This is a genomic window from Mycobacterium nebraskense (assembly GCF_002102255.1).
GTDB lineage: Bacteria > Actinomycetota > Actinomycetes > Mycobacteriales > Mycobacteriaceae > Mycobacterium > Mycobacterium nebraskense.
In genome coordinates this window covers 1-7,111 of the sequence record NZ_LQPH01000040.1, presented here as the reverse complement: position 1 = coordinate 7,111, position 7,111 = coordinate 1, and the positions used below count along the sequence as shown (strand labels likewise).

Genomic DNA, 7,111 nt, shown 5'->3' with positions numbered 1-7,111 from the left:
GCTCCTTCCATCAGACTTGCCGGTCTTCGAGGGAACCTACGTCCGGATTCTTTTACACCGCGGCAGGGACACGACCCTCGAAGGCCGGTTTGCCGCGAAGCGCTGGGAGCACGGGATTCCCGGTCCGGATCGCGTCGGTCAGGTGGCTCCAGTGCTCGCGATGCTGAGGCGACCCGACCCACCGGGCCATGCCGGCCATTGACACGGCCGCGCCGGTGCGCAGCGCGTCCGCGAGCGGGGTGAGTGCGTAACGCCCGTCGCTGCGCTGGCGGAATATCCCGATGCCGATCAACGCGCGCATGAGGCGCCTCAGAGCGTCGGCATCGGCGCCGACCCGGTCTGCCAGCTGCTCGCCGGACAGAGGGCCATCTGCCAGGGCGTCCGCGACGCCAAGATCCGCTGCGGTCGCGATCGCCTGAGCGACCCACGCGTTCAGGATTAATTCCATCATCACCGCCGCAGGCGGAGCTGTGCGTTGGTGCAGCCGCGACAGGTGGTGGCGGGCCTGCTCAACGGCTCGCGCGACCTTGACCGGCGGAAGCTTAGACGTCAAGTGATTCCCCTTCTCGTTCATTTTCGCCACGATGGACGCGTTTGCGGCTGACTTCTCTCAGGCGCTCAGACAGCAACGATAGAGCCGCCGAACTTGTTCACTTGAGCGCTCCTGTGTGGGACCGATCGACCTGTCCGCATAGAACTATGCCTGCAAACCTTCGACATTTCAACAGTGATTGAAAAAAACGCCCACTCGACCTATAGTCCTGACAGGGGGCCGGATGAGCGGAGTCGTCATGTCACGTCTAGTCACGAAGGTCGTCGCTGCGGCGATCCTCACATTTACCGCCGTAACAGCGAGCGGATGTGTTCCAACGGCCAGTGTGGAACCGCCCCTCGGGGTAGCAGCGGGGTAAAGCTGCGCCGTACCGAAAACCGAAGCGGCACTTCGTGAAACAGGCAAACCCACCCCTGGTACTGTCCTGCCCGATCCCGCTGCACACCCAAATTGGATCAGGCACCGCCCAGAGGGGCCCCGTCGTAGCACCTGGTACGACAAGCCCGAAAAGGCGGGACCCAAAGGTTGACGAGCCTACCTCGCCTTGCGAATCAGCAACGGCGACTAGTCATCCGGACCGTTCGGCAGGATCATTACATCTGCGGGTAGGTCCTGCACGCTACGCAGGAACAGATTGAGCTCGTCTGGTCCGAGCCTGTCGCCCGACAGGACAAGGTCGATCTTCGGTTGGTTGCCAGGGCCACTGACTCTGACGTCCTCCACAGGGCGGAAAGCTTCTGCGAGTGCAACAACTTTGTTTATGGTTTCCGGAGCATCGGTGGGACCGTCTCCAGACGAGATGGTCACTCCCCCTTGGATTTCTGACGAGCTGAGCAAACTCAGATCTTTGAGAATCTCAGCCCCTGCTACCAGGAACTCTTTGCACCACAGATCTCCCACGCCGCTAGACCAGTCAGGCAGCACCATCGACGTGTGGTCATGAGCCTGGTTCAAGGCGACCCGAACCAAGGGGCCGAGCACCTCGCCGAATGCCGCGGCGCATTGCGATTCGAGATCGGCATCGTCTGCAGACACCATCCATGGCTGCAACACACTCTCCAAGTCCGCATCCGCGGCACGTTCCTGGGACGCAAGGTATTGCCCGACAACTAGCGGCGCCACGGGTCGGCTCACCACGCCGGCGCGCTCCAGGGCCGCCACGCCCGTGCCTGACGTGCGCTGTGCTTCGACCGCGCGGAGGTCCAGTTCGACGGACGCCACGCGTCGATAGTCGGAAGCCACCTGCGCTAAGAAAAGCCGAGCCGTCATCCCCGGGTTGGCTCGCTCTCCGGTCAGAGTGCCCGATGGCAGGAGCGGACGGGAAAAGCGATCGACCCGGTCCAGCTGACCGTCCCAGGCGAGGGACGCGGCCGACACGACACGAACCATCTCGGATTCCTCTGGGTTATGCGTCGAAGGTGCGGCCATGACAATGCCGGCGCGTAACCTATGCACCTCGTCCTCGAGCGTCCGCGGTTTCCGCTCCGGCGTGATCAGGATTCCCAATAGAGTCGATATCGCAGCAGCCAGGTCCGGCAAACCCGCTCTGAGGAAGTCGAGTTGATCCTCATCGCGTTGATCCGCTTTATCGCTCAAGGCATCTGTTACAACGCGCAGGACAAGCACGCGCTCGCACAGGCCCAGCGAGCGCATCGCGGAAGCGATACCGAAGGACTCCATATCGACGAGTACAGGATGAGTCCCCATTCCGGAGTACAGCGCAAGCGCCAGAGAATACGTCCAGTCCTCGCTGGCATAGACGGGACCGCTGGACAGCGTCTCTATTGGCATTGGTGCGATACCTGGCGAGACCTTGATGACCTTGTCGGTTGCGAGAACGTGGGCGTCGGGAAGGTCCAGCCCCGACACAGAACCCGGAGCGCCCGCTGACCCGGCCCGGAACTCAATCGCGTCAAGTGGGGCTTGCTCGTTAGGGTGCGTGCGGACGATCCATTTGTTCTTCAGCTTGACGACCTCGCCGTCGGGCGAGGCGACCACCACACCCAATGACAGGTACGACACCCTTTCGGCCCGAAACACCTGACCAACCAGGTTCGGGTCGACTGTTCCGCAGCAGCCGTAGAAGACGTAGTAGTCGGCCCGGTTCTCCCGTGTCGACCTGCTGAGGGCGGCCGCTGCAACGACATTCCCTTGGGCGCTCAGTGGATGGTGCTCCAGCCTGGCGGTCCGGCCGTCAGACAGGCGGCCCTCCAGAGCCCCTTCCCCCTGCGTTGTCGGCGTCCATACCGTTGTTCCGAACACCGGTAGGTCGATGTAAAGACGGGCCAGCAATTCCGTTACGGCGGTCGCTTCGTTCCTGGTGAACGTAAATATTGCCACCGTCACATCGGCCACGGCGACATCGTAAACCCACGAGACATGCGGGCGGGCATTTGTTAGTGCACGGTCGCCCAAAACTCATTTGGGTACTGCATTTGGGTATCGGCCATACGGTCAATGCTTGGGCGAACCCAGGAATTCGCTTTGACCGGTGGTCGGGCTGACAGGCGGTTACCGGCTAGCTCCAAGATTCCGACAACGGAGTCAACTCCGCGTGGATCGTGCGGCCAAACTTGGACCGCATGAGCCGGTGCGCCGACGGCACCAGCACGCCATGCAGGAAAGGGTATTTCTGCCGCAGCAGACGTGCCGCCTTCTGATATTCAGCCCCCTCGAGCAGACGCACGCGGCCAGGTAGCGCGGGTCCGGTCGGCTTTCCCGATGCCGTGGAAGGGCCAAACTCGACGCTTGGGTTACGCCGAATCCGGCGCACTTTGACCGCTCGTTCGAAACTTCGAAAGTAGGCGCGGTCCCCTTCCACCACGATGCTGACCGGGCTGGATCCTGGAGTGCCGTCCTTGCGAAAGGTGGTGAGCCTGATCGTTTTCTGCCGCACGAATGGCGCCAACGTCGGATTGGTAGCTGTGCCAACGGTGCCCAGAACATTGCCGAGCTGACGTAACCGCAGCACGAACGCCAGCACTAGTGCCGCTGACACCGCACCGAGCACCCACGCTTGCGCGGCCGAGCCACCCACGTCGAGGTCGACAACGTGGTTCACCGTGTGCACGGTGTTCGCCACGACGAATCCGGCGAGTGCCGTGGCCAACGCGTCCGCCCAGATCAGTGCAAGTAGCAGGGTGACGCCCAGACCCAGTTGGAACGCACCCACGTCATGCAAAAAGTGCCGGTGCGCGCCAAATCCGACGGCATCGGCGAAGGAATTCGGATCGACTAGGCACCAGATCCCGATCGCCGCGGTGACCGTCCCCACGGCCGCTGTCACCGTTATCAGGTATATCTGCGCCGGCTTACTCAAGCGATTCATCGTGCCGTCCTTCCGTGGATGGTTGCTTCTCTCCCTCCTCGCTAGACGGATTAGGACATCGGTATGTGACGTGACGAGCGACGGCGCGACCGGGCTACCTGACTTACACCGCGCCACGCAACGCTCAACGGCTCACGCGGAAACGTTTGAGCCGTGATGTCGTGCCGGATATCAATTCGACTCGGCTTCTTGGCAATTGAAGGTGGGCTGCCAGTAGCCGGGTGACGGCGTCGTTGGCCTTGCCGTCAACCGCTGGCTCCCGAACGTAGATTGTCAGCTCACCGTTTGGGTCAACCTCGACGAGGGGTCCCTTGCGACTGCCGGGCTTGACCCTGACGACGACGAAGTCGTTCATGCCGCGTAAGGCTACCGGCCGGACCAGTGTGCAAACCTGCTCTCGGATCACTAGTCGGCGGCACTGCACAACGCACTTGGTGACGGGGCATGCGCTCCCCTGCCCCATCCCGGTGGCGCCTCCTAACGCCGACGGATGAACGCGCCCCGCTCTGGTTTGGGTCGCTCGACCGCTTGCGTTTTCGGACGTTGGCGCGCCCACCATGCCCGCAAAGTTTGGACATCGATCGGCGTCGTGGGCTCGTCAAAGGGCGATGGTGCGGTATACATGGTGCCTCGTTCGCCGGTAGATTGTAGACTTTTACGTCTACTATTTCCTATGACGATACTATGCATAGCGAATGAACGCGAGCGTCTACTAAGCAGATCTTTGGAAAGCACGCGGCCGCATTAGCCGGCCGGCGGTACCACCGGCGGACGGCATTCGTTGGCGCCTGGATCCCACCACCAGCCGTTGTCGCACGCGAGCGGTTGCGGCCCGACACCGAGCGGCCGGCACACATTGGCCGTCGGGTCCCACCACTGACCCGGGTCGCATGCCAAGGGTTGTGGCCCGACACCAAGCGGTCGGCAGACCTTGCCCGTCGGATCCCACCACTCGCCGACGGCGCAGTCGGCCTTGCTCACCGCCGGCGTTGCAATCGTCACGGCTGCCATTGACGCCATCGCGACCATCACGACGGACACCACATTGCGAACGAACGTCTTCATTGGGCCTCCCCTACCGGCGTATACATCATCGAACCGAGCGCGGGCGCAGACGTCAAGGCTGAACCGCTGCCAATGACCAGTTCGGTGCCGCGGTCTTGGGTGCCCTCCGATGAATTCCGGAGACTCCACCAGTCAGTACTTCCAGAAGACCAAATTGAGAGCAAAGGTGGATCCTATGTCGCCCCGGAACACGGCCCTGCCGCCAATCGTCGATCTGCAGACCTGGCGCGCCGCGCTCGACGAACTGCGCAAGCGTGAGAAGGCCGCCACCCGCGAACTGGACGCGATCGCCGCCCAGCGCCGCCGTCTGCCGATGGTCGAGTTGGCCGACTACACCCTGGTCGGCGCTGACGGGCCCATCCGCCTGGTCGACGTGTTCGACGGCCGCTCGCAGCTGATCGTCTACCACCACATGTGGTCCGACGGCGCGGAGTGGCAGTGCGGCGGGTGCACGGGCTTTACGTCGCAATTCACCCGACTGGAGTTCCTGGACAACTACGACGCCCGGTTCGTCATCGTCACCAACGGGCCGATCGAGGAAGCGCTCGCCTACAAGCGCAAGGTCGGCAACCGCATGGACTGGTATTCGTCATCGCAGAGTCCGTTCGCGGCCGACATGGACGCACCGCCCGGCGGCGGTTTCGGGGTCAACGTGTTCCTACGCGACGGCGACATCGTGTACCGCACGTGGCATACCAACGGGCGCGGCACCGAGCAGCTCAGTCACACGTTTGCGCTGATCGACCTCCTGCCCTGGGGCCGCCAAGAGGAATGGCTCGATTCGCCTGAAGGTTGGCCCTCGCGGCCCACATACTCGGGATGGCTCGACTCCCCCGATATCGCAGCCGCCTACGGGCCCCAGACAAGTGAGGACAACGCATGAGCGCCGCCGCCGAACGTTACGTCGTCACCCGCACCATCGCCGCGACCCCGGCCGAGATTTTCGCCGTCCTCGCCGACCCGTCCCGCCACCAGAACACCGAGCCCACCGACTGGGTCCGCGACGCGGTGGACACTGCGCCGATCACCGGCGCGGGACAGATGTTCACGATGAACATGTATCTCACGCGGGCCGGTGGCGACTACGTCACGCACAACCTGGTCAACGTCTTCGAAAAGGACCGTGCCATCGGGTGGATGCCGGGCGTGCTCGACGAAGTGGGCAACCACGCTCCCGGCGGTTGGTTCTGGCGTTACGACCTCGAACCGAACGGTGACCGCACCGACGTCACCCTCACTTACGACTGGAGCGGCACGCCGCAGACTTTCCGGGACCGCGTTGGCGAGATGCCCATCTTCGGTGAGGACTACCTCGCCGCGTCGCTAGCCACGCTAGAGCGGTCGGTCGCGAGCTGATCAGTCAAGGCGCTGCGAGCGTCGAGTTCGTAGGGATTCTCGGGACCTCGGAAGCGGGTAACGGGTGGCAGAAGAAGTTTCCTTGTACGGCGTCGCAACCGTAGTCCTTGAGCCGCTGGGCCGTTGCGGGGTCTTCGACGCCTTCCGCGACGGTGGCGATGCCGAACGCAGATGCCAACTCGATGACCGAGCGTGCAATGGTCGCGGCGCGGTCGTCGTGCACGATCGGTGCGATGAATTCACGGCCGAGTTTGACTTCATCGGCCGGTAGCTCGCGCAGATAGGTCAGGGTGGCATAGCCGCTGCCGAAGTCGTCAATCGCGACCCGGATCCCGTTCTCACGGAGACGATTGAGCACTGTGCGGGCCTTCGCAAAATCCGCCACCACCAAATCCTCGGTGATCTCAATCGTGAGGGAACTGGGCGGCATCCCGTATGAGTCGAGCACGGACATGATGTGATCGGGCAGCGCATCCTTGTCGAGGGAGGGCGCCCCCAGGTTGATCGCGACGGGGATCGCGGCGCCTGCCGCGTACCACGCGGCAGCGTCGGCGACGGCCCGCGACAGCACCAGATCGGTGAGCGCATGTATCAGCCCGTGTTCGCGGACTAGTGGTAAGAATTGGTCGGGCCCCAGCTCTCCAAATCGCGGGTGCTGCCATCGGACGAGTGCTTCTACTCCGCTCACGGAGCCGGTCAACATGCTGAATTTTGGCTGGTATAGCAGCGTCAGGGTCGTGTCCCTGCCGCGGTGTAAAAGAATCCGGACGTAGGTTCCCTCGAAGACCGGCAAGTCTGATGGAAGGAGC

At 63.0% G+C, this 7,111-nt stretch carries 8 protein-coding genes; 2 read left to right on the top strand and 6 right to left on the bottom strand.

Features of this window, described 5'->3' with window-relative positions:
• Positions 1 to 52: 52 nt before the first annotated feature.
• The 5 genes from AWC17_RS04625 to AWC17_RS04605 all read right to left on the bottom strand — a co-directional run bounded on the left by AWC17_RS04625 (position 53) and on the right by AWC17_RS04605 (position 4,946).
• Positions 53 to 553 (bottom strand): methyltransferase family protein, encoded by a 501-nt coding sequence (locus AWC17_RS04625; RefSeq protein ID WP_231588475.1) that lies wholly within the window; start codon positions 551 to 553, stop codon positions 53 to 55.
• Positions 554 to 1,117: 564 nt separating this feature from the next.
• Entirely contained in the window at positions 1,118 to 2,908 is a 1,791-nt protein-coding gene (locus AWC17_RS04620; protein WP_046183308.1) for a hypothetical protein, read from the bottom strand.
• Positions 2,909 to 3,071: 163 nt separating this feature from the next.
• The gene (locus AWC17_RS04615) at positions 3,072 to 3,881 is read right to left on the bottom strand and encodes a PPOX class F420-dependent oxidoreductase (protein WP_046183307.1); all 810 of its coding nucleotides are present in this window, start codon (positions 3,879 to 3,881) and stop codon (positions 3,072 to 3,074) included.
• 124 nt (positions 3,882 to 4,005) lie between these two features.
• Positions 4,006 to 4,236, bottom strand: coding sequence for a DUF167 domain-containing protein (locus AWC17_RS04610; protein WP_046183306.1), 231 nt, complete (start codon positions 4,234 to 4,236; stop codon positions 4,006 to 4,008).
• 389 nt (positions 4,237 to 4,625) lie between these two features.
• Positions 4,626 to 4,946: a hypothetical protein gene (locus AWC17_RS04605; RefSeq protein WP_046183305.1), complete on the bottom strand. Its 321-nt coding sequence runs from the start codon at positions 4,944 to 4,946 to the stop codon at positions 4,626 to 4,628.
• A gap of 175 nt (positions 4,947 to 5,121) precedes the next feature.
• On the opposite strand from AWC17_RS04605, the gene AWC17_RS04600 reads away from it, so the two are divergent.
• Positions 5,122 to 5,829 carry a DUF899 domain-containing protein gene (locus tag AWC17_RS04600; protein WP_046183304.1) on the top strand — a complete coding sequence of 236 codons (708 nt, stop codon included), beginning with the start codon at positions 5,122 to 5,124 and terminating at the stop codon, positions 5,827 to 5,829.
• Entirely contained in the window at positions 5,826 to 6,302 is a 477-nt protein-coding gene (locus AWC17_RS04595) for an SRPBCC family protein (RefSeq protein WP_046183303.1), read from the top strand. Before AWC17_RS04600 ends, AWC17_RS04595 begins: the two co-directional genes overlap by 4 nt.
• 4 nt (positions 6,303 to 6,306) lie before the next feature.
• Here the strand turns inward: AWC17_RS04595 and AWC17_RS04590 are convergent.
• A partial coding sequence (locus AWC17_RS04590) for an EAL domain-containing protein (RefSeq protein WP_208618360.1) occupies positions 6,307 to 7,111 on the bottom strand: 805 nt, incomplete at its 5' end.

Excerpts from the sequence above, each read along its gene's own strand:
- AWC17_RS04600 (WP_046183304.1), top strand. The coding sequence starts at position 5,122 with ATGTCGCCCCGGAACACGGCCCTGCCGCCAATCGTCGATCTGCAGACC.
- AWC17_RS04610 (WP_046183306.1), bottom strand. The coding sequence starts at position 4,236 with ATGAACGACTTCGTCGTCGTCAGGGTCAAGCCCGGCAGTCGCAAGGGA.
- AWC17_RS04605 (WP_046183305.1), bottom strand. The coding sequence starts at position 4,946 with ATGAAGACGTTCGTTCGCAATGTGGTGTCCGTCGTGATGGTCGCGATG.
- AWC17_RS04595 (WP_046183303.1), top strand. The coding sequence starts at position 5,826 with ATGAGCGCCGCCGCCGAACGTTACGTCGTCACCCGCACCATCGCCGCG.
- AWC17_RS04615 (WP_046183307.1), bottom strand. The coding sequence starts at position 3,881 with ATGAATCGCTTGAGTAAGCCGGCGCAGATATACCTGATAACGGTGACA.